The organism is Pseudoalteromonas sp. DL-6, from assembly GCF_004328665.1.
Taxonomy (GTDB): Bacteria; Pseudomonadota; Gammaproteobacteria; order Enterobacterales; family Alteromonadaceae; genus Pseudoalteromonas.
In genome coordinates this window covers 595,680-618,151 of sequence record NZ_CP019770.1, presented here as the reverse complement: position 1 = coordinate 618,151, position 22,472 = coordinate 595,680, and the positions used below count along the sequence as shown (strand labels likewise).

The window sequence follows — 22,472 nt, the reverse complement described above, 5'->3', positions numbered from 1 at the left end:
AAAATTAGTCGCGGTATGTCTCAATCGGAGGACATGCACATACTAAATTACGGTCGCCGTATACATCATCGATACGTGTAACGGTTGGCCAGAACTTGTCTTTAGCTACTGCTGGTACTGGGAAGGCAGCGTAAAAACGGTCATACGCACGGTCCCACTCATTACCTAACACATCAGCTTGCGTGTGTGGTGCAAATACCAATGGGTTGTTTTCGATAGACCATTCACCAGAAATGATTTTATCAATTTCACCTTTAATAGATACCATCGCTTCAATAAAGCGGTCAATCTCGCCCTTAGACTCAGATTCAGTTGGCTCAATCATTAATGTGCCCGCTACTGGGAACGACATTGTTGGTGAGTGGAAACCATAATCTTGTAAGCGCTTAGCAACGTCCATTTCAGTAATGCCTGAGGCTTCTTTTAATGGGCGTAGGTCAATAATACATTCGTGGGCAACGCGATTGTTACGGCCACGGTATAAAATTGGGAAGTGCTTGCTAAGCTCATTGCTTAAGTAGTTAGCATTTACAATCGCCATTTCTGTCGCTTGTTTTAAGCCCTCAGAGCCCATCATGGCAATGTAAGCCCATGAAATAGGTAAAATAGCTGCAGAGCCGTAAGGCGCTGCCGATACCGCGCCGTTGCCAGCGTTAGTACCTGGTACGTTAATTACGCTGTGGTTTGGCATAAATGGCGCAAGGTGCGATTTAACACCTATTGGGCCTACACCTGGGCCGCCGCCACCGTGTGGAATACAAAAGGTTTTATGTAAGTTTAAATGCGATACGTCTGAGCCAATAAAGCCTGGGCTAGTAACACCTACTTGCGCGTTCATGTTTGCGCCATCCATGTAAACTTGGCCACCGTGCTGGTGTACAATTTCACATAACTCACGAATCGTTTCTTCGTATACACCGTGGGTAGATGGGTACGTTATCATGGCACATGATAGATTTTCAGAGACTTCTTCAGCTTTCGCTTTTAGGTCTTCCATGTCGATGTTGCCATTTTTATCACAGTTAACAACCACAATTTTCATGCTGGCCATTTGTGCCGATGCTGGGTTAGTACCGTGCGCAGAACTTGGGATTAAACATACGTTACGGTGCGCGTCCCCTCGTGACTCGTGGTATTTACGAATGGCGATTAAGCCTGCGTATTCACCTTGTGCACCTGAGTTTGGTTGCAGTGAAACCGCATCGTAACCGGTAATGTTAACTAGCCAATCGTGTAGCTCGTTAATCATTATTTGGTAACCTTCTGCTTGGTCTAGTGGGCAGAATGGGTGAAGGTTAGCGAATTCAGGCCAGGTAACTGGGATCATTTCAGCGGTCGCGTTTAGTTTCATGGTACATGAACCTAACGAGATCATAGAGTGATTAAGCGCTAAATCTTTGTTTTCAAGGCGCTTAATATAGCGAAGCATGTCTGTTTCGCTGTGGTAGCTGTTAAAGTTTGGATGCGTTAGTATTTCATCATCACGCACTAGGCTTGCAGGAATAGACTCGCTGCCATTTGCTTCAACATCAGCGGCAATCGCATCTACGCTTAGGCCATGGCCTTCGCCTAAAATAATATCAAATAACTCAGCAACGTCTGCACGGGTTGTGGTTTCTGATACTGAAATTGAGTATTCACCCGCATGGTTAGCAGCAAAGTTAACGCCTTTAGCCACAGCACGCGCAATCACGTCGGCTTTGTTTTCATCAACTACCGTTAATGTGTCAAACCAAGTAGTGTGTTTAAGTGCCACACCTTTTGCTTTTAAGCCGGTTGCTAAAATATCAGCAAAACGGTGAATGCGTTGTGCAATAGTTTTTAAGCCTTGCGGGCCATGGTATACAGCGTAAAACGCCGCCATGTTCGCTAGCAATACTTGCGCAGTACAAATGTTTGAATTGGCTTTGTCGCGGCGAATATGTTGCTCACGGGTTTGCATTGCCATACGTAATGCATCGTTACCTAAACGGTCTTTTGATACACCAATAATACGACCTGGTAATGAACGTTTGTACGCATCACGTGTTGCAAAAAATGCAGCATGTGGACCGCCGTAACCCATAGGTACGCCAAAACGCTGCGCTGAACCAAGTACTACGTCGGCGCCTAATTTACCCGGTGCTTTTAATAGTAATAAGCTCATGATATCGGCAGCTACACAGGCAATCGCTTTTTTGCTTTGTACGCCAGCTATTAGGTCTGTTATGTCAACAATTTCGCCTGATGTTGACGGGTATTGGAATAACGCACCAAAAATATCGTGGTTCACAGCATCGGCGGCTTTACCTACAATAATTTCAAAACCAAATTGCTCTGCACGGGTGCTCACTACGTCAATGGTTTGCGTGTGTACGTCGTCGGCAATAAAGAACGCATTGGCTTTTTTAGCTTTAGATACACGTTTTGCCAGGCCCATAGCCTCGGCTGCAGCGGTTGATTCGTCAAGCAGTGAGGCACTTGCTAAATCTAGGCCGGTAATATCTAGGGTCATAGTCTGGAAATTTAATAGTGACTCTAAACGCCCTTGTGCAATCTCTGGCTGATACGGTGTGTACGCTGTATACCAACCCGGATTTTCAAGTACGTTACGTAAAATTACGTGCGGTACGTGAGTTGGGTGGTAGCCTTGGCCAATATACGATTTGAAAACTTTGTTTTTGCTTGCTACTGATTTTAAGTAGCTTAGTGTTTCAACTTCGGTGCGGCTTTCGCCGATATTAAGACCTTGCTCAAGACGAATACCAGCAGGTACAGTTTGACCGATCAGCTCTTCAACGCTCGATACTTCAAGAGCGCTAAGCATGTCGTTTACTTGCGCTGGGCTTGGCCCAATATGGCGGCGAATAAAATCTTGCTTTTGCTCTAATTGTTCAAGAGATTTGGCGTTTGACATGTGTCCAGATTCCTATGATCCAAAAAAATGTGATTATTACTAATGGGTAACTAGCAATAATAAAAATATGTATGATTTAGCGGCTCACTTTGTATGGAAAAATAAGCGCTTTAATCATAAAAGCCCCAATGTTTTAACATAGAGGGGCTTTTATTAATTAACGATTAGTCTTCGTCAATTGTATGCGCGTAACCTTCAGCGTCTAATAAGTTATCTAACTCAGACTCTTCTGACGCTTTAATGCGGAATAACCAACCGTCGCCGTATGCGTCGTTGTTTACTGTTTCAGGCGCATCTTCTAGCTCTTCGTTAATAGCAACAATTTCACCGCTAATTGGCGCGTAAATGTCTGATGCAGCCTTTACTGACTCTGCTACTGCACAGTCTTCGCCTGCATCTACTTCGTCGCCTACTTCTGGTAATTCAACAAATACCATGTCGCCAAGTAGTTCTTGCGCATGCTCAGAAATACCAACAGTGTAAGTGCCGTCGCCTTCGTTACGAACCCACTCGTGTGAAGGTGCGTATTTTAACTCGCTAGGGATATTGCTCATTTTTTTCATCCTTTGGTTTAGATTGGGAGAATACCAATGAATAAGGCTAACTTATTTATTGGTATAACCAAATTATTTAGATTATTGATTTACCGTTACGTACAAAGCCCGATTTAACTACTTTTACGTTAACTAATTTTTTACGCATTTCTACTTGAGCTGTGTCGCCGGTTGAACGCGGTACACGTGCTAATGCAACACTATAGCCCAATGTTGGTGAGAATGTGCCAGATGTAATAACACCTTCACCACCATCAACAATTACTTTAGAACCACTGCGTAGTACGCCTTTTTCTTCAAGAATAAGACCTACTTGCTTGTGAGTACTTTTTTCTGCACGTTGTTTTACCAAAACATCACGACCAATAAAGTCACGATCTTCTGGCTCCCATGCAATAGTCCATGCCATGTTAGCTGCCAGTGGTGATACGCTTTCGTCCATATCTAGGCCGTAAAGGTTCATACCTGCTTCTAAACGTAGTGTGTCGCGCGCGCCTAAGCCCGCAGGCGCCACACCGGCATCAAGCAGTTGCTGCCATAAATCGGCTGCTTGCTCGTTTGGTACTACAATTTCGTAACCGTCTTCGCCAGTATAACCTGTTGTAGCAATAAATAAATCACCGGCTTGAACACCAAAAAATGGCTTCATGCCTTCTACTGCAGCTTGCTGGTCTGCGTTTAATACCTGGGCTGTTTTAGCACGTGCATTAGGGCCTTGAACCGCAATCATGGCGTATTCTGGGCGCTCAGTAACCGTTACAGCAAAATCGCTCGACACCTTAGCTAAATGTGCTAAATCTTTTTCACGGGTCGCTGAGTTAACCACTAAGCGATAAAATGTTTCGCTAAAGTAGTAAATAATTAAGTCGTCGATTACGCCGCCTTGCTCGTTAAGCATGCCAGTGTAAAGCGCTTTACCTGGTACGGTTAACTTAGCAACATCGTTAGCTACTAGCTTGCGTAAAAACGCTTGTGCTTGCTCACCTTGTATATCAACAATGGTCATGTGTGATACGTCGAACATACCCGCATCGTTACGTACGGCGTTGTGTTCTTCTATTTGTGAGCCGTAGTTAATTGGCATTTCCCAGCCATGAAAATCAACCATTTTTGCGCCGGCTTCAAGGTGCTTTGCATGTAATACTGTTTTAGAAGTCATAATATTCCTTCACTTTTAAATTAACCCATGTGTGTGGGCGTGGCCTCAATTAAATGAGGGGGAATAACATGGTAGCCATTAATAAGCCTACCAAATTGTAATCTTTAAGTTTTACTCGTTAGGCTGCTTGGGTGTTGGTAACACTAAAGCCCTGTTGCTGCATATACTGTTGCCACTTATCAAGGGTGGACGTTTTAGCAATAACAATAAACTGCTGTTCATTGTTTTGATCTACTGCAGTAACAAACACATCACCACTTTGCGCGCCATAGCAAAGCTGCGCATCAGCAAGGCGTAACCCTGGGGTTAGTTTAAATGCCTCTACTAAGGTATCAAATGCATTGTCGCCTTTTAAAGTAAAGGTTGCTAAATCGGTGCGTACCACAAAGTCGATATCGTATCTAAGCTGTTGCTCGTTAATGAGCGTTTGTAATTGCAGGCTGGCATTAACTGGAAGCACAAATCGAAAGGCGGTTTCGCTAAAGTAATAAACGGCGTAGCTAAAATCAGAATTTAAATCGCCATCCAGTGTGCCTTTAAAGCCAAAGCCACTGGCGGTAAGTTTGGTGAGGTCATGACCTAAAATAGCACTTAAAAATACCGATGCTTCACTACCACTAAAGTCAATAACAACGTGATTGCTATCGGCTTGTAAGGCATTAATAACCGCGCTGTTAGCGTTGCTATGGCGGGCAAACATAATCGGGTTAAAAGTCATAACAAATACCTATCTATCTTTAATAGCAAAAGTATATTGCGCAAGCCTTACAACAACAAATTGTAATTACTTATCAATTGATAAATAATACTTATATATATAGCCATATAAATAGTAATTTTAAATATGAAAAACATTTCAACCGACAGTTTACGAACTTTTGTTATGGTGGTTGAGGTTGGTGGATTTGCCAAAGCAGGCGATTTACTTGGCCTTTCGCAACCTGCGGTGAGCTTGCAAGTAAAACGTTTAGAAGATTTACTCGGCTATAAATTATTTAAAAAGCAGGGGCAACGACAAGTGCTCAACCAATATGGTGAGTTATTACTGCCTATGGCAAAGCAAATGGTGCAGCATAACGATGCCATTTTGCAGTTGTTCACCTCAGAAAGTGTTACCGGTAAAGTGCGCTTGGGGATCCCTAGCGAATTTGCAGCGCGTATTTTGCCCTCCATTATTGGCGATTTTGTGGCGCTCTACCCTGAGGTATCACTTGAAGTAAAATCACGTTTAAGTAAACACCTACTCTCTGATGAGCGCCAAGATCAATTTGATTTAGTGTTAGCGCTTAACGAGCAACTTGACTCAGAAAAGTTCCCTATTTTTATTCAAGACCAATTAGTGTGGGTGGGCGACCTATCACTGGCGCAAAATGAAACGGTCACCTTAGTAACCGCCCCTGAGGGCTGTATTTATCGCCGCAGAGCAACTCAAGCACTTGAAAAGGCAGGTATTAAATACCGAATTGTGTATAGTAATGCCGATTTAACCGGTTTAATTGCCGCATTAAAAGAAGGCCTAGGCATAACAGTGCTCGCAAAAAGTACCGTACCTAACGATTTAGCCTATCACTTACACACTAAACATTTACCTGCGCTTGGTAGCATAGGTATTAGTTTAGTAAAAACCGCCAGCGAACCTGAAAACGCGGTATTTAAACTCGCCGAATTTATTAAGCTGCGCTTAGGCTATCCCACTGCTTAAATAATCTGAAGTCTGGATAATAAATCTATCTCAAGCAACGTTCAGGTTAAATTAACCGCCACCAGCCGTACATTATGTTGGTTTTATAAAGCTAAGCTAAACACTTAGTAAAAAATGTTATAAAAACAGCGCATTTTTACGGCGATTGTAAACAAAAGTAAAACTAAATAATATTGATTCTCATTCGTTAACATGTTTAAATTACGCCAATTCCAGTAGTTGAACTATTTTTAGGGTAACCAATGTCACACAAATTTTTAGTTTCTTCATTAACTGCAGCCGTAGCGCTGTCTTTAAGTGCTACAGCAATGGCAAAAGATGCCGGCGGCGTTGAACGCAATTTTGAGCAAATTACCGTTATTGGCTCACAAGCAGCAATTAACGATATTCCAGGGTCTGCTACATTTATCTCTGATGAAGAATTGCAAAAATTCGAATTTACCGATATTTCTCGTGTTTTAGCATCTGTACCTGGTGTATACGTGCAAGAAGAAGATGGCTACGGCCTGCGCCCAAACATTGGTATGCGTGGCACAGGTACTGGCCGTAACGATAAAATTTCAGTGATGGAAGACGGTGTTCTAGTTGCACCGGCTCCTTACTCTGCACCATCGGCTTATTACTTCCCAACTATGGGTCGTATGGAGTCTATTGAAGTATTAAAAGGTGCTGCCTCTGTTAAATATGGCCCGCGCACCACGGGTGGTGTATTAAATTTACTTTCTCGCAGCTTACCAACAGAAGCAAATAGCTCTATGGGTATGGTTGACGCGGCACTTGGTAGCGATGGTTACTACAAAGGTCACGCTTACTTCGCTAAAGAAAAAAATAACACAGCAGGCTTAATTGAAGTATTTTCTTATGGCGCTGATGGCTTTAAAGAGTTACCAGTAGGCGATGACAACACTGGTTTTGAAAAGAATGATGTATTGGTAAAGTTTGGCCATACCTTTGGTGAAAACGATGCCCACAACATTGAGTTTAAAGCTAAGTACTCTGAAGAAACATCAGACGAAACGTACATGGGCTTAACTGATGCCGATTACCAACAAAATCCTAACCGTCGTTACGCTGCATCGCAAAACGATGAGATGAACACTCGTCATAATGCATACCAAGTAAACTATGCATATCGCTTTGGTGAAGGTTACGAATTTTTAGCAACCGCTTATCTAAATGACTTCCACCGTAACTGGTACAAAGCTAGTAAAGTAAGCGAAAGCTACCTTGAGCAATACAGTGAATTTGAAGCAAACCCAACGGCTGAGGGTATCGAAAACATCGGTGTTAAAGCTAATAACCGCGACTACCAAGCTAAAGGTGTGCAGTCTGAATTACACATTCCAGCGGGCGATCACTACATTACGGTTGGCGTGCGCTACCACGAAGACGAAATGGATCGTTTCCAGTGGGAAGACAAATACACGCTTAATCAAGATTTAAGCATGACTCTTACCTCACAAGGCGCACCAGGCTCTAATAGCAATCGCTTAGACAGCGCAAAAGCAAGCACCCTATTTATTCAAGACGAATGGACAATGGATGCATTAGTAGTGAGCGCAGGTCTGCGTTATGAAGACATTACTATTACCCGTGAAGAGTGGGCGAAATCAGATCCAACTCGTAGCCAAGGCTTAACGAAAGATATTTCAAACGATACTGAGATTTTAGTACCGTCATTAGGCGCTACTTACACACTTAACGACAACGTAACGCTACTTGCCGGTATTCAAAAAGGCTATGCACCAGCAGCGCCAGGCAATGCTGACCAAGACGAAGAAGAAAGTATCAATATTGAATTTGGTTCTCGTTTTAATGCAAGCGGCTTTAACGGTGAAGTGATTGCGTTCTTCTCAGATTACGACAACATGCACGGTAACTGTACTGCTGCGGTAGGTTGTAGCGACGATAACATTGGTGACCAATACAACTACGGTGAAGTAGAAGTATCGGGCTTTGAATTTAGCGCTGGTCGTACGTTTAATACTGCATCAGTTGCGTTCCCAGTTAAACTAACTTACACCTACACCAATTCAGAATTTAAAAACACGTTTGATTCGGAAATTTGGGGCTCAGTAGAAAAAGGCGATGCGATGCCTTACGTACCAGAGAACCAAGTTGCTTTATCATTTGGTGCAGAATTTAATGCCTTTGTGATTAACAGCCAAATGCGTTACGTGTCGGATGCACATGCTGATCTTTCTGACTCAGGCTTAAATGCGATTGATAGCCGCGTAGTATGGGATTTAGCAGCTAAGTACCTAATTGATGAAAATCAAAAAGTATACCTAAGCGTAGATAACCTGTTTGATAACACTTACATTGCTAACCGTGCAAATGGAGGTATTCAACCTGGTAAGCCACGTTCAGTACAAATGGGTTACTCTTACAGCTTTTAATAAAGCGATAACTTAAAAGTACAAAAAAGCCGAGGTTGATTAAATCAATCTCGGCTTTTTAATACCTATGCAATTAGCTTAGGATTAATTTGTTTCTGCGCGCTGGCGTAATACTTCAAACAAACAAATACCAGTTGCTACCGATACATTTAAGCTTGAAACCGTGCCTGCCATTGGAATTTTAACGAGCACATCACAATGCTCACGCGTTAAGCGGCGCATGCCCTCGCCTTCAGCACCCATCACAATCGCCATTGGGCCTGTTAAGCTGGCATCAAATACATGTGTGTCGGTTTCACCGGCAGTACCTACAACCCAAACGCCCGCGTCTTTTATTTCACGCAATGTACGTGCAAGGTTAGTTACCTGAATAAGCGGTACCGTTTCTGCTGCGCCACAGGCTACTTTACGTGCTGTGCCGTTAAGCTTTGCTGATTTGTCTTTAGGAACAATCACCGCATGTACACCCGCTGCATCGGCACTACGTAAGCAAGCACCTAAATTATGCGGATCGGTAATACCATCAAGTACCAGTAAAAATGGCGTGTCTTCACGTTCAATGATCTCATCGAGATCTTTTTCATTAAACACTCGCGCCGCTTTTACGTTGGCAATAATGCCTTGATGCTGCTCATCTTTCGCTTTGTTATCAAGCGCTTTTCGTTGCATAAACTGTACTGAAATACCAAACTGACGCGCTTGCTCAATCACAGGCGATAAACGCTTATCATCACGTCCCTTAAGGGCGTATATTTCTATAAAGCGCTCTGGCTCTTTTGCTAAAATTGCTTCAACAGAGTGAAAGCCAAAAATTAATTCATTACTCACGAATTGTTTGCTCCTGGGCTACTACGTTTACGGGCATTTTTACCTGGTCTTTTAGGCTTTTTGACCGCTTTCTTTTTGGTTTTTTTCTTCGCGGTGGTGTCATCCGCTGTTACTTTAGACTTACCCGCTGCCTTAGTTTTACTTGCAGGCTTTTTGCCACCTTTAGGTTTTTTACTGTCGCTCGCTGACTTTTTACCCGGTATTTTACCGGCTTTAAGTTGCGAGCGAACACTTGCTGGGGCATTCTTTTTTGGTGCACGACGGCGCGCATAACGATCTTGAGCCACATCGCCTTTAAGCGTTAAGTTAATTCGGCGATCATCTAAGCTTACCGAGGCAACTTGTACAGTTACTTTATCGCCTAAACGATAAACCGTATGTGTGTGTTCACCCACCAAGCAATGTTTAGCAGCATCGTGTTGGAAGTATTCATCACCTAAATTGGTAACATGAATTAATCCATCAATTTGCAAATCATCTAAACGAATAAATAAACCAAAATTAGTAACCGATGAAATAACCCCGTTAAACTCCATGCCTACATGATCTTGCATGTATTCACATTTTAGCCAATCGGCTACTTCACGAGTGGCATCGTCTGCACGGCGCTCTGTTGTAGAACACTGCTCACCAAGTTTATCAACTTCATCATCGCTGTAGGCGTATTCACCTGAGGTTTGTTGACCTTGCGCTTTTAATACCGCTTTAATTGCACGGTGTACCACTAAATCGGGGTAACGGCGAATTGGCGAGGTAAAATGCGCATAAGCTGATAATGCTAAACCAAAGTGGCCTATGTTATCTGGCTGATATACCGCTTGCTTCATCGAGCGTAGCAACATGGTTTGAATAAGCTCAGCTTCAGGACGATCCCCTAAGCGAGCCAACACATGAGTGATCTCTTTCGGGGTGGGTTCATCACTTAGCGTGCTTTCAATACCCAGCTCAGTTAAAAACTGAGTAAAGTTACCCAGCTTTTCGCTATCCGGTTCATCATGCACCCTAAACAATGCACTTGCTTCGTGTTTCTCAAGTAACTTAGCCGCCGAAACATTGGCTAAAATCATACATTCTTCAATCAGCTTGTGCGCATCGTTACGAATAACCGGCACAATAGATTCTATTTTACGTTGCGCGTTAAATACAAAACGAGTTTCGAGTGTTTCAAATTCAATTGCACCACGCTCTTGGCGTGCTGCTTTTAATGCCATGTACATTTGCTGTAAGTCAGTTAAATGTGGCACTACAGCTGCGTATTCTTTACGGAGCTTTTCGTCATTTTGTAAAATGGCATTTACTTTGGTGTAGGTTAAACGAGCATGCGAATTCATTAGTGCTTCGTAAAACTTATAGCCCGACAGCTTACCCTCTTGCGATACGGTCATTTCTGCAACCATACACAGGCGATCAACCTCAGGGTTAAGCGAACACAAACCGTTAGACAATACTTTTGGCAGCATTGGAATAACTTGCTCAGGGAAATACACTGAATTACCGCGCTCTATCGCTTCTTTGTTAAGCGGCGTGTTCATACCTACATAATGGGATACATCGGCAATGGCTACCCATAAACGCCAGCCACCTGATTTTTTAGGTTCACAATAAACAGCGTCATCAAAGTCGCGAGCGTCTTCGCCATCAATAGTGACAAGTGGTAAGCCGCGTAAATCAACACGGCCTTGCTTATCGGCTTCTTCAACAAATTCACCTAAGTGGGCAACTTGCTGCTCAACTTCTTCAGGCCACACGTGTGGAATATCGTGATTACGCAGCGCAACTTCAATTTCCATACCCGGCGCTAAATGCTCGCCCAGTACGTCAATCACTTTACCTACCGCATTCATATTGCGGCTTGGATTTTGAGTTATTTGCACTTGCACCATTTGGTTGTGGCGTGCGCCTTTTTCGTTACCCGGTAAAATAATAATATCTTGAGTAATGCGCGGATCTTCAGCAACCACAACGGCAATACCATGCTCAACAAAATAACGGCCAACAATAGGCGCCCGCTCATTAGTAAGCACTTTAATAATACGGGCATCGCATTTTGAGCCTGAACCACGCTTAGTGCCTTTCGCAAGAACAATGTCGCCATGTAGCACCATATTCATTTGATGCTTGGCAATAAACCAGTCTTTGCTCTCGCCTTCAACTTCTAAAAAGCCAAAACCGTCTCTGTGACCGACAACTTTGCCTTTGGTTAAACCGGCTTCGTCAATCAGGGCATAACATTTAAATTTATTAAAATACAATTGCCCGTCGCGCTCCATGGCACGAAGTCGGCGCTTAAATGCTATTTGTCGTTCTTCATCGTTGACCGCGAGTTCTTCGCATAGTTGCGTGTAATTAGCAGGTTTTGAACGCTCTTGAAGGTGAGTAAGTATAAACTCACGACTAGGGACTGGGTTTTCGTACTTTTCTTGTTCTCGACTGAGATTTGGATCTTGGTTTGACATTCACTATCTTGTTAGTTGGTTATGTAAGCATTTTAACTCATATACTCGAAATGAGACAGGTAAAAGCCATTAAACTTTTAATAAAGCGTTATTAGCTTTTGCATTTTGTAGCAATGTAACTAAATAACACTTAACACCTACTTAATTAATACACATAAAAGTGAGTAGACTGCCAGTAGCGTTTTTACTCACTTTTTAAAAACCACTTATTTTTGCTGTAAGTTTTTCCACAGCAAATTACTTATATTATCGATAAAACTCGGGTCTTGTTTTGCCATAGTATCGAGAATAATTTTGTTCATTTGGGTTTTGTTTTGAGCGTATATCCAGCGATTTTTATTAAAGCTTTGCGCAAACTCTAACACACCCGCTTGCAAGGCTTGCTCATCAGCAAAAATTGCTTCTACCACATTTTGTTGTAACAATTTTTGCGCATCAACACGCTCGCCAGTCATAGCTAAGCGGTTAAAAAATTGAGGATTAATCGCTTTATTAATAATCGGAAACATAGACGGTACAAACGGTACCAGTACATCAACTTCAGGAAAGCAAAAAAAGCCTTTGTCCGATTTCATAAATCGAAAATCACAGGCACATGCCAGCACTGAGCCATTACCATAAGTGTGACCGTTTAGTGCAGCAATAATAGGCATAGGAAACGTCACTATACGTTTAAATAACTGCCCTATCGAATTCATAAAATCAGCAATAACTGTAGGCGTGTTATCTGAACTGGCCATCCACTGTAAATCAATTCCCAATGACCAGCTTTTATCGCTGCTTGAGGTTAATACTACGGCGTTAATATCGCCATTGGCTTCTATGCTATCTAAGTGTTGATTAAGTTCAGCTATAAAACTAGGGTTATGGCGGTTTTCAGCGGTATTCATGGTAAGTATTGCCACGTTTTGCTCAGTGGTGATTTTTATTAATGCGGTCATTCGAACCTCTTTGAGTGCATTTAGCTGCGCTTTTAGCACTTTTCGTTACTTTTATAGTTATAAATAGCATAGTAACGCGTAGTTTTGATTTTACAATCGCTATTACACTTAAAAAGTTAACCCCTTAATGGTTGCATATTAATTATTAAGGCTTTTAAAAATTTCATCTTAAGTAATTAATAGTAATGTTAAACTGCATTAAAAGCAGCGCAAGGAAACATCATGCAGTCCCAACAACAAAGCTTAATTTACTTACACATTGCCGTCCTTTTATTTGGCGGTACCGCCTTATTCGCAAAGCTAATTGGTTTAAATGCATTAGATATTACCGCTTATCGCGCGGCTATTGCTGGGGTGGCAATTTGTGTGCTGCTGACCTTGCAAAAAAAACCGATTAAGCTGCGCCGCGCTAAAGATTATGTGATTGCCATTTTATTGGGCATTGCTGTGGGAATTCATTGGGTAACCTACTTTGCTGGCATGCAATTGGCAGGAATAACCGTGGGCATGTTAGCCTTTTTTACCTATCCCGTGATCACGGTATTTTTAGAGCCTCTATTTAATAAAAGTAAGCCCAAGACAAAAGATATAATAAGCGCTGTAGTGGTGATTACTGGTATTTATTTATTGATCCCTAACGTTAATTTAGGCGATGACATCACCTTAGGTGTTGTAACGGGCGTGGTATCAGCATTGTTTTTTGCTATTCGTAATATTACCCATAAACGCTACTTTAGCGAATATGGTGGGCCGCAAACCATGTTTTATCAAACGTTAGTCGCAAGCTTGATGCTGTGTGCTTTTATTGAAGTGCCCATAACACAAATTAATGATGCTGATTTAATATTGCTGCTTATTGCGGGTGTGGTTTTTACTGCAATGCCGCATTCCTTATTTGCAGCAAGTTTAAAAAAATTATCAGCAGCGACCGCTGGATTGATTTCTTGCTTACAGCCTCTTTATGGCACAATACTGGCTATAATTATTCTGCACGAACGCCTCTCAGTGATGACCCTGATTGGCGGCGCACTGATTGTTAGTGCTGCGTGCTTTGAAACTTGGTCAATTTCACGGAAAAAGCAGCCATGAAAATATTTGCTCATAGAGGCACAAGCACACACTTTCCTGAAAATACGCAAAGCGCCATTATGGCTGCGTTAAAAGCGAATGTAGATGGCATTGAGGTTGATGTACAAAGCGCACTTGATGACTACGTTATTATTCACGATACCTACCTAGATAGAACCACTAATGGTAAGGGTAAAGTGTGCGACCTAAGCGCTCAGCAAATTCAACAATTTGATGCGGGAAATGGCGAACAAGTACCTACCCTGCAGCAATTAATTGACTGGAATAACAACCAAACCTTACTTAATTTAGAGCTAAAACATACCTTTGAACTAGAAAAGTTTGCCACCCAACTGGAAATGAATATTGCCGCAAACAAAATATCCGCTGACAATATTTTAGTTTCATCATTTAATCATCATCAACTACACTGGCTAAAGAGCCGCTTACCTTGGCTTAAAATTGGCGCACTTACTGCATCAATTCCATTGCAGTATGCAAAGTTTGCTGAGGACTTACAGGCCTTTAGCATTCATGTTGACAAAAACTTTATGAACAAGTCGTTTGTTGACGATGCCAAATTGCGCGGCTTACAGGTGTTTGCCTACACCGTTGATGAAGTTGAAGATATTAAACTGATGCTTGCCTGTGGCATAGATGGCATTTTTACTAACGACCCTGAACGAACTAAGCATTATTTAGCGCAATTAAATGAACTATAACTAATTATTTAATTGCTATTTATGCTATAAAAACAATAACTTAGTAGGTCACTATTTAATGAGTAGCTACATGCGTATTTATAATTTTTTAGAACAAACTTTGTTTTTTACTTTAACCCGAAAAATAGTGGGTAATTTAAGCTTTGTATTTTTATTTCAAGCTATTACATTATTTTGGTTACATAGTAGCTTAGCTGAGACCCAGCAAAACACAGGACTGTTTTGGGCGCTTACTTTGCTGATTATTGCAGGGTTTATTTTTACTATTTTTTATATGCGTTTTTTAATTGTGCGCCCGGTAAAAGCCATGCGCGATACGCTGATCAATATTAATCAACAAGATGCCAACTTAGCTGCCAAACTTCCTCATTTTACTTTTGACGAATTTAGAGACTTAAGCGAACAATACAACCAGTTTACTACCCATTTAAACAGCTTATTAAGTACGACCTACAGCAGTGCTCAAGAGAGCGTACAAAGTAATAGCCAAGTTACTCAATCAATGCAGCACACAGAGCAACTAAGCGAACAGCAAATTAATTTAAGTCACACCATAATTAATGCCAGTAACCAAATTACTCAAAGCCTGCAAAATATTGTGAGCAATACCGATAGTGTGCACCAAGTTAATAATGAACACCTTAGCTTTGTTAAGCTCTCTGCTAGCGAACTGTCAAAACTGGTTGAACAGGTGAGACTTATTAATGAAATGCTGGGTAGTTTCTCTAAAACAATTGCAGGCTTAAAAGAGAACAGCGAGAACATTCGTAGCATTTTAAAAATGGTTGAAGAGTTTTCTGATCAAACTAACTTATTAGCACTGAATGCGGCAATTGAAGCAGCGCGAGCCGGAGAAGCAGGGCGAGGTTTTGCCGTGGTTGCCGATGAAGTTCGTACCCTATCGGTTAAAGTAAGTGATGCAACACGCCAAATTAGTGATTTTATTACCCAAATGAATGAGCTGGTTAATGAAACCAATAAAGAGTCTCAGCAGTTAATTAGTCACTCTAATAACGCACAAACTGCAATCAACGATACCTCAGAAGGTTTTGGAAAAATGCTCAATGAATTTGAGCACAATCAGCAACAGTTGCAGCAAATAGCCAATGCTGTACATTTGCTCGAAGATACGCAAAACCAAACCCATGAATCGGTTGAACAAATAGTGGCACTTGGCGAACAGGCAAAGCAACAAATAGACACCGCATTGCATGACTCTGAGCAGTCACAAAAACTGAGTCAACAAACCCAACAACAGCTAAAGCGTTTTGTAGACTAGGGCCTGACTAGTTTTACCCAAGCCGCGATTATGCTAAATTACGCGGCTTAGAATATAACTGTGTGAAGCATGTGAGCGACGTAAAACCAAATTATGAACAGCTAGCCCAACAAATAAAGCTATGGGGTCAACAACTTGGCTTTAGTGAAGTGGGTATTACTGACATTGATTTAACTAAGCATGAAGCGCAGCTACAGCGTTGGCTTGATGCGGGTTTTCATGGCTCAATGGATTATATGGCGGCACATGGGATGAAGCGCGCTCGCCCTAATGAGTTAGTACCCAAAACACAGCGGGTTATTTCAGTTAAAATGAATTACCTCCCACCTGATTCTGGCTTCGCCAAAAACCTTAAAAATACCGAGAAAGCCTATATCAGCCGGTATGCACTTGGCCGTGACTATCATAAGTTAATGCGTAATCGGCTCAAGCAATTAGGTAAAAAAATTGAACAGCAGGTCGGTGATTATGGCTTTAGGCCTTTTGTTGATTCAGCGCCTGTGCTTGAGCGCCAATTAGCTGAAAAAGCAGGGCTTGGCTGGCGAGGTAAACATTCTTTATTAATAAATAAAGAGGCGGGTTCTTGGTTCTTTTTAGGTGAGTTATTTGTAGATTTACCACTGCCTATTGATGATGAAAATACTTTTGAGGGCTGCGGCAAATGCGTTGCCTGTATAACTCTTTGCCCTACTGGCGCTATTGTAGAGCCTTATGTAGTTGATGCACGTAAGTGCATTTCGTATTTAACCATAGAACATCAAGGCGCTATTCCAGAGCAATACAGAACATTAATGGGAAATCGCATTTATGGCTGTGACGATTGCCAATTGGTATGCCCGTGGAACCGCTACGGAAAAATTACTGATGAGGCTGACTTTCATCCTCGTACACAGTTAAAAAACAAAGATTTACTCGCGTTATTTGCCTGGGATGAAACCACCTTTTTAAAAAATACCGAAGGCAGCCCAATCCGCCGCATTGGACATGAACGTTGGCTACGAAATATAGCCGTTGGCTTAGGCAACGCAGATTTTAGCCCGGCAATTATTGCTGCGCTCGAAGATAAACGCCAAACGGTAAGTGATATGGTGGGTGAACATATAAATTGGGCACTCGCACAGCAACACGATAAACAAAGGCAAAAGCTACGTAAAACAGCACGGTTAATTCGTATAGTTGAAAAAGGCTTACCCAGAGACGCATAAGCCTTTTACCCTTTTAACCTCCTCTGCGATCTCTTAGCTCTCTTTGTGCATAATTTACTAATATATGATTTAACACAGAGAAGAAAATGAGGAGTAAATGAGAAGCCACAATTAAAGTACAGATTTTAGTTAATCTGTAGCGCACACCTTTCGTATTTAACCTTTAAAAGACGCGACATAAAGTCGCTGCTACAAGTTAATGTATCAATCGTAGCAAGGAGTTTACCCCGCGCCTCGCAGCCCGTAACCCGCACCTTTAGCCTTTGTCTGTAATCACTTCCTCTGTAACCTCTTAGCTCTCTTTGTGCATAATTTACTAAGTATCCTATTGAACACAGAGAAGAGAATGAGGAGTAAATGAGAAGCCACAATTAAGGTACAGATTTTAGTTAATCTGTAGCGCACACCTTTCGTATTTAACCTTAAAAAGACGCGACATAAAGTCGCTGCTATAGGTTATTTGCCTAATCGTAGCAAGCAATTTACCCCGCGCCTCGCAGCCCGTAACCCGCACCTTTAGCCCTTGTCTGTAATCACTTCCTCTGTGACCTCTTAGCTCTCTTTGTGCATAATTTACTAATATATGATTTAACACAGAGAAGAAAATGAGGAGTAAATGAGAAGCCACAATTAAAGTACAGATTTTAGTTAATCTGTAGCGCACACCTTTCGTATTTAACCTTTAAAAGACGCGACATAAAGTCGCTGCTACAAGTTAATGTATCAATCGTAGCAAGGAGTTTACCCCGCGCCTCGCAGCCCGTAACCCGTACCTTTAGCCTTTCAACAATAAAGCGAGATCTTGCTCTATCTCTGAGAACGCTTTTTTAACCTGATCAACAGATTCTTGCCGTGCCACCGAATTTTGTATTGTTTCATCGACCTTTCTGTAAATAAACACTTCTTGGTCTTCATCGAGTCCCATGGTTGGGATCCGCTCTTCTAGCTCTTCTTGAAGTCGTTTAAACACTTTTTCGTTATTTATCCGGCTGTCGTTAAGCAATCCAATTAAACTATGAAACTTACTGTGAACAGTACTCGCCACTTTGTTTAATCGCTCTTGCTGCGAAACCAACATTTGCTTAGTGGTAATAGCCCGCAACTGCTGCTCAGTTACACTAACAATAAAGCAAATATGGTCACGAATTCGCCCGTGTTTTTGCTCGTCGTGTTCTGGCATATTTAAAATCAGCAAACTCACAAGCTCGTAATTAACTAAAATCCGATGAGAAAATTCATGCAATCGTCCTTTGCTTTTAAGCATTTCAAATAACTCAATAACAATGGGTGAACACACGCCATTTAATGCAAAGTGCGATTTGATATCGTTACATCTAAATTCAATATTACTTTGCAAGTCAAATGCCTGTAAGCACTCCACTAATGCCTTACCTAACTCCTCTACATCGTTAATTAATCCAATATGTTCAACATAGTTAACTATCTGCCCCATTTCACTACTGTTAGCCATGGCATTAAAGGCGGTAGAGGTTGCTTCTTTTACCTGTTTTTCCAGTTGCTGTTTTTCTAGTAAAACCTGATTGAGTTTCTGTAACTTTTGCTTTAGTTCATCGTGCCCAAACGGTTTTACAATATAATCTTCAGCGCCGACAGAATACCCTTCCATACGCTCCTCAACCGTTCCCCTTGCAGATACAAACATCACAATAATGTCATGCGTAATAGGGTTCGCTTTAAGCTCTTTACATACCTCGTAACCATTCATTTTTGGCATGCTGACATCAAGTAAAATAACCTGAGGCATATACTCTTCAACCATACTTAAACACTCTTGGCCACTTGAGGCGAGCCTGAGCTCAAAGTCAAGTTCCTCTAGAATTTCTTCAATTATTTCGAGGTTAAATGGTTCATCGTCGACTGCAAGAATTTTAGTTAAAGCCATAATTTCTCATCCATATAAATCGTGTTCATTAAAACAATTCAATTATTAGCTACTATTTTTCGCTAATTGCTCATCGGCTAAATATTCATCGAGGTTTATTTCTAAAGGAACTTGAATACTAATCGTTGCCCCACCTTGAGGGTTATTACAGGCTTTAATAGTTCCTTGATGTAAAGAAACAAATTCACGACACAAGGTAAGCCCTAATCCAGTACCACCTGCGCCACTATTTGTTTTACTGCTTTGCACAAACTTTTGAAAAACCGTTTCAAGTTCGTCTTCAGGTATGCCTATCCCGCTATCTATTACTTCAATATTTGCACACCCACTGTCTGTTTCCAATGCAACTTCGATAGTGCTATGTTCTTCGCTAAATTTTAATGCATTACTCAATACGTTTCTAAGTACCTGATTAATTTGCTCTTCATCGCATTGCGCTATAACAGGCGGCTTATCTGATTTAAATGCAATCTTAATATCTTTTTCAATGGCAATCCCAGCCACATCATCAATGCTTGTTTTAACAATAGTCGTTAAATCGCATGCTCGTGGGTTAAATGGGAATTTACCTACATCTAATTTCGACAAATCGAGTAGATTGTTAAGTAATGACAATAGCCTTTGCCCACTTGATTCTATTCGGGTTAAATATTTTAAAAGTTTATCTTTACTAAAATCATCCTCTTCAAGCTTACTGATACCAAAGCGTGAAAAGCTTAGTATGGAATGCATGGGGGTTCTTAGCTCATGTGACATATTCGCCAAAAACTCTGATTTGCTTAAATTAGCTGCTTCAGCAATGTTTTTCGCATGCTCAAGTTGCGAAGTCCGCGCTCTGACCTGCTCTTCTAAAAGATCTTTCGCCTCAAGCAATAAATCTTCTTTTTGTTTTAAATGGGTTACGTTTTTAAAAATAACCGCTAATGCTATCTCACCATGATGATCAATTTCATTAAATGAGCCAACAAGTGGAATTTTACTCCCATCTTTATTAACGATATGCAAGTCGCAACTAAATTGCCGATTACTGTTTAGGGTAGATATTTTATCTTTTATTGCCTTTACTGAATCGTCATCTAAAAAGTGAAATAACGAGTGAGCAATGAGCTTTTTAAACGGTAAATTAAATAGCTTTGAGCACGCATCGTTAGCCTCTACTATTTTGCCTTTACGTTCAAAAAGTAAGATTGGATCGGGAGTGTTTTTAAAAATTACTTGCAGCAAACTGTCTTTTTCAATCAGTACATCGACTGTATCTTGTAGCCTTTCAACTAGCTCTGCGTTATGACGTTTTAGCAGTTCGGTTTGCCACAACTTATGTACTGCTTGTAATAACACATTGTCATCGAGTGGCTTAATTAAAACGTCTTCAACACCTTGGCGAATCGCTTCAATCATAGAAACCTGAGCAGGACGCGAGGTTAATAACAAGCAGCGGCTATGCGGCTGTATCTGCTTAAGGCTGGTAAATATATCTAAGCCAAGCCCTTCTTTTAAACTAAAATCACTAATTAAAATATCAATCATTCTGAGTTTGGCAATATTAAGCGCCTCATCATGATTTGTAGCTGTGTATACCTCTATATGTGCACCCACTAAGCTACTTTTTAGCATTTCTAAACGCTCACTAACATGATCAACTAGCAAAATAGTAGGCAGTTTAAAAATATGATCAGGGCCGATTTCTAGTAACCCTTCAATAAATGAGGTGATTTCTTTATTAGAAAAAAATGGATAAATAATAGTGGCGCCTGGAACAAGCTCGTTTAACTTACCAAATGCATCAAGCAGTTCACCACTTTCAGCCTTGGGCGCTAAAAGTAAAAATGATTGGTGGGTCGCTTGTTTTACCAGCGAAGCAACCAGAGTTGTTGGTGTCCCTTGTGAAAAGGCAAGCATATCGTACGCAGCTATATTACTGCTTTGATCAAACATAGAATAATGAACTAATTCAACTTCGCAGCCAATTAGCTCAAGCAGTACTTTTAAGCGCATAGCAATCATGCTACTGCTATCGATAATAAGTATTTTTTGCGCCATTTATATACACTTAAAAGAGTTTAATAAAACGTCTTTTCAGCATAGTATAGAATTTTTGGTTTGGCATAATCGCTTACATAAATGTCAGTTTAGCTTGCCTATAATTATTTTAGATTAGATGCTTACCAAAAATAGTTAGGCTGTACAGCTGGTTATCCATCCTTGCAACATTGGGCAACTCTCCCCATACGGCAAACTCAAAATGCTTAAACAATTTAATACTCGGTTCGTTATGACTAAAAATAAACCCGAGTAACACTTCAATGCCGAGGTTTTGTGCTTGTTGTTGTGCAAATTGCATCAGCTTTTTACCCAACCCTTTTCCTTGGGCTGCAGCCGTAATATAGATGCTTAGTTCAACGGTGCCGTCGTAGGCTGGGCGTCCATAAAACGATTTATAACTAACCCAGGCTAATACTTGGTCATTTTCGCAGTAAACAAAAATAGGTCGCTGAGCGGTATGGCTATCAAACCAAGGCTGTTTATCAGCAACGCTTACTTCTTCGGTATCGGCAGTGACCATTCGACTAGGGATAGTTTCATTGTAAATGGCAACAATGGCAGTTAAATCATCAGGTTTTGCTAAACGTATAGTCATAGAGAATAAGTAAAATTGATCAATTTCGCCTATAGTAGCGTATGATAAGTTACATAAACACCCACCAAATGGCATTCAAGGTAACCGCATGATAAAAAAAATAATACTCGGATTAACATTGGCTCTAGGCTGTACGTCTATGGCCACCCATGCCGCAAACACTAATAATTCTTCAGCAAAGGCTGATACCTGCGATGACTTTACCAATGTGTCACTTAGAAAGCTTCGCTCAACCGAGACCCTTAACTTATGTGAATTTAAAAATAAGCCACTGCTGATTGTAAACACCGCTAGCAATTGCGGCTTTACCTCTCAGTTTGAAGGGTTAGAAGCGCTTTACAAAAAATATAAAGATCAAGGCCTGGTCGTGCTGGGATTCCCATCTGACGATTTCTTTCAAGAAGAAAATGACGAAAAAGATACTGCTAAAGTGTGTTATGTGAATTACGGCGTTACTTTCCCTATGTTAGCCACCAGCGCAGTGCGTGGCAGCGACGCCAACCCAGTTTTTAAACATTTGAACGCGCAAACTAGTTCACCAAACTGGAATTTTTATAAATACGTGGTTTCGGCAGATCGCCAAACAGTGACACGCTTTAACAGCCGCGTTACGCCCGATTCAGCAAAATTAGAAAGCGCCATCAAAAGTGCATTTTAACTTTGTGTTTTCAGTTTAACCTTACTAAGATATTGCTTAGTAGATAAAAAACTAAACTTATAAA

At 41.2% G+C, this 22,472-nt stretch carries 17 protein-coding genes; 7 read left to right on the top strand and 10 right to left on the bottom strand.

The window, feature by feature from the left end; all coding sequences use genetic code 11:
- Window positions 1-4: 4 nt before the first annotated feature.
- The 4 genes from gcvP to B1F84_RS02840 all read right to left on the bottom strand — a co-directional run bounded on the left by gcvP (window position 5) and on the right by B1F84_RS02840 (window position 5,327).
- Entirely contained in the window at window positions 5-2,896 is a 2,892-nt protein-coding gene (gene gcvP, locus B1F84_RS02855) for an aminomethyl-transferring glycine dehydrogenase (protein WP_131690519.1), read from the bottom strand.
- 164 nt (window positions 2,897-3,060) lie between these two features.
- Window positions 3,061-3,450: a glycine cleavage system protein GcvH gene (gene gcvH, locus B1F84_RS02850; protein WP_008112430.1), complete on the bottom strand. Its 390-nt coding sequence runs from the start codon at window positions 3,448-3,450 to the stop codon at window positions 3,061-3,063.
- A gap of 76 nt (window positions 3,451-3,526) precedes the next feature.
- A complete protein-coding gene (gene gcvT, locus B1F84_RS02845) occupies window positions 3,527-4,609 on the bottom strand; it encodes a glycine cleavage system aminomethyltransferase GcvT (RefSeq protein WP_008112433.1) in 1,083 nt (360 codons plus the stop codon).
- Between the two features lie 118 nt (window positions 4,610-4,727).
- Complete coding sequence (locus B1F84_RS02840; RefSeq protein ID WP_131690518.1) at window positions 4,728-5,327, bottom strand: hypothetical protein; 600 nt, start codon at window positions 5,325-5,327, stop codon at window positions 4,728-4,730.
- Between the two features lie 126 nt (window positions 5,328-5,453).
- On the opposite strand from B1F84_RS02840, the gene B1F84_RS02835 reads away from it, so the two are divergent.
- Window positions 5,454-6,311 (top strand): LysR family transcriptional regulator, encoded by an 858-nt coding sequence (locus B1F84_RS02835; protein ID WP_008465324.1) that lies wholly within the window; start codon window positions 5,454-5,456, stop codon window positions 6,309-6,311.
- Window positions 6,312-6,553: 242 nt separating this feature from the next.
- On the top strand, window positions 6,554-8,710 hold the full coding sequence (locus B1F84_RS02830; protein WP_131690517.1) for a TonB-dependent receptor: 2,157 nt from the start codon (window positions 6,554-6,556) through the stop codon (window positions 8,708-8,710).
- Window positions 8,711-8,794: 84 nt separating this feature from the next.
- Here B1F84_RS02830 and rlmB read toward each other — a convergent pair whose 3' ends face one another.
- The 3 genes from rlmB to B1F84_RS02815 form a co-directional block, all read right to left on the bottom strand.
- Window positions 8,795-9,538, bottom strand: a complete 744-nt coding sequence (gene rlmB / locus B1F84_RS02825) for a 23S rRNA (guanosine(2251)-2'-O)-methyltransferase RlmB (protein WP_008112440.1) — start codon at window positions 9,536-9,538, stop codon at window positions 8,795-8,797.
- Window positions 9,535-11,994, bottom strand: a complete 2,460-nt coding sequence (rnr, locus tag B1F84_RS02820) for a ribonuclease R (protein ID WP_131690516.1) — start codon at window positions 11,992-11,994, stop codon at window positions 9,535-9,537. The genes rlmB and rnr overlap by 4 nt, the downstream gene beginning before the upstream one ends.
- Window positions 11,995-12,200: 206 nt before the next feature.
- Complete coding sequence (locus B1F84_RS02815) at window positions 12,201-12,935, bottom strand: enoyl-CoA hydratase/isomerase family protein (protein WP_165489675.1); 735 nt, start codon at window positions 12,933-12,935, stop codon at window positions 12,201-12,203.
- A 222-nt stretch (window positions 12,936-13,157) separates the two neighbouring features.
- On the opposite strand from B1F84_RS02815, the gene B1F84_RS02810 reads away from it, so the two are divergent.
- From B1F84_RS02810 to queG, 4 genes are all read left to right on the top strand, one after another.
- Window positions 13,158-14,024: a DMT family transporter gene (locus B1F84_RS02810; RefSeq protein WP_131690514.1), complete on the top strand. Its 867-nt coding sequence runs from the start codon at window positions 13,158-13,160 to the stop codon at window positions 14,022-14,024.
- A complete protein-coding gene (locus B1F84_RS02805; protein ID WP_008112444.1) occupies window positions 14,021-14,725 on the top strand; it encodes a glycerophosphodiester phosphodiesterase family protein in 705 nt (234 codons plus the stop codon). Before B1F84_RS02810 ends, B1F84_RS02805 begins: the two co-directional genes overlap by 4 nt.
- A 58-nt stretch (window positions 14,726-14,783) precedes the next feature.
- Window positions 14,784-16,004 (top strand): methyl-accepting chemotaxis protein, encoded by a 1,221-nt coding sequence (locus B1F84_RS02800; protein WP_076919904.1) that lies wholly within the window; start codon window positions 14,784-14,786, stop codon window positions 16,002-16,004.
- A gap of 71 nt (window positions 16,005-16,075) precedes the next feature.
- Complete coding sequence (queG, locus tag B1F84_RS02795; protein WP_131690513.1) at window positions 16,076-17,209, top strand: tRNA epoxyqueuosine(34) reductase QueG; 1,134 nt, start codon at window positions 16,076-16,078, stop codon at window positions 17,207-17,209.
- Between the two features lie 775 nt (window positions 17,210-17,984).
- Here queG and B1F84_RS02785 read toward each other — a convergent pair.
- The 3 genes from B1F84_RS02785 to B1F84_RS02775 all read right to left on the bottom strand — a co-directional run bounded on the left by B1F84_RS02785 (window position 17,985) and on the right by B1F84_RS02775 (window position 21,750).
- The gene (locus B1F84_RS02785; protein WP_131690511.1) at window positions 17,985-19,112 is read right to left on the bottom strand and encodes a response regulator; all 1,128 of its coding nucleotides are present in this window, start codon (window positions 19,110-19,112) and stop codon (window positions 17,985-17,987) included.
- Window positions 19,113-19,157: 45 nt separating this feature from the next.
- Window positions 19,158-21,152 carry an ATP-binding protein gene (locus tag B1F84_RS02780; protein ID WP_131690510.1) on the bottom strand — a complete coding sequence of 665 codons (1,995 nt, stop codon included), beginning with the start codon at window positions 21,150-21,152 and terminating at the stop codon, window positions 19,158-19,160.
- Window positions 21,153-21,261: 109 nt separating this feature from the next.
- Window positions 21,262-21,750: a GNAT family N-acetyltransferase gene (locus B1F84_RS02775; RefSeq protein WP_131690509.1), complete on the bottom strand. Its 489-nt coding sequence runs from the start codon at window positions 21,748-21,750 to the stop codon at window positions 21,262-21,264.
- A gap of 88 nt (window positions 21,751-21,838) precedes the next feature.
- Here B1F84_RS02775 and B1F84_RS02770 point away from each other — a divergent pair, with 88 nt between their 5' ends.
- On the top strand, window positions 21,839-22,408 hold the full coding sequence (locus tag B1F84_RS02770) for a glutathione peroxidase (RefSeq protein ID WP_131690508.1): 570 nt from the start codon (window positions 21,839-21,841) through the stop codon (window positions 22,406-22,408).
- Window positions 22,409-22,472 lie beyond the last annotated feature (64 nt).